Source organism: Brevibacterium gallinarum (assembly GCF_014836885.1).
Classification (GTDB): Bacteria; Actinomycetota; Actinomycetes; order Actinomycetales; family Brevibacteriaceae; genus Brevibacterium; species Brevibacterium gallinarum.
Genome location: NZ_JACSPY010000032.1, coordinates 1 through 1,153 on the forward strand (window position 1 = coordinate 1; position 1,153 = coordinate 1,153).

The 1,153-nt window shown below is 61.1% G+C and carries 1 protein-coding gene; it reads left to right on the forward strand.

The features are described from left to right. Positions 1-172: 172 nt before the first annotated feature. Positions 173-1,153: IS1634 family transposase (locus H9634_RS14345; RefSeq protein ID WP_449727638.1), on the forward strand; the 981-nt coding region annotated here is incomplete at its 3' end.

Sequence of the window (1,153 nt, forward strand, 5' to 3'; positions counted from 1 at the left end):
CACCTGGGCCTAGCCGACCCCACCACCCCGACATTCAAAACCAAGGAAATCCTGCCAACTACTTGACGCGGGACAATCCCTGACTTCGCGCACGTGAGTTTGGTTTCGGAGTGTGTGAGGCTGTGACCTGGGGCTTTGTGTTCCAGGATGGTGGTTTTGGGATACTAATCGTGTGGCGTTTGTGAGGAAGGTTCGGACTGCGTCAGGGGCGACTGCGGTCCAGGTCGTGGAAAAGCGCCGTGGGAAGCTGCTGGTGATCAAGCATGTGGGTTCCGCGCATACCGATGCTGAGCTTGGCCTGCTGATGGATCGTGCCGGCGAGATCTTGGTCGGTGATCAGGGAGTGCTCGATCTTGGGATCGAAGATCCGGTGCGGCAGGAATCATTGCTGCCCGGTCCCGGGAGACAGCCGCGGCTGCTGGAGCCTGCGCACACTGTCGACGCTGCGCCGGTGGTGAGCCGGCCGCACACGCTCGGGGCGGTGTCGGATGTGCTGTGGTCGACGTTGGAAGCGGCGTATTCGAACCTGGGTTTCGACGTGGTCGGTGATGAGGTGTTCAAGCAGGTGGTGCTGGCCAGGCTGGTGGAGCCGACCTCGAAGCGCGATACGGTTCGGGTGCTGACCGAACTCGGGGTGCCGGCCCCGCACGTGTCAACGATCTATCGGCATTTGGCTCGGGCGCAGGAGAAGAAGTACCGGGACACAATCACGTCGAAGTGCTTCGCTCACGCCGTCAACGACGGAGACGTCAGCTTGGTGATGTACGACGTGACGACCCTGTATTTCGAAGCCGAGCACGAGGACGGACTACGCAAAGTCGGATATTCAAAAGAACGGCGCGTGGACCCGCAGATCGTGGTGGGCCTGTTGGTGGATCGGACCGGGTTTCCGCTGGAGATCGGCTGCTTCGAGGGCAGCAAAGCAGAAACGAAGACGCTGCTGGAGGTCATCGGGCGGTTCCAGGCTCGCCATGACATCGCCGACATGGTCGTCGTTGCTGATGCCGGGATGCTCTCAGCAGCCAACCTCAAAGAGCTCGATGCGGCTGGACTGCGGTTCATCGTCGGCTCCAGGGTTGTCCCGCGTCAAGTAGTTGGCAGGATTTCCTTGGTTTTGAATGTCGGGGTGGTGGGGTCGGCTAGGCCCAGGTGC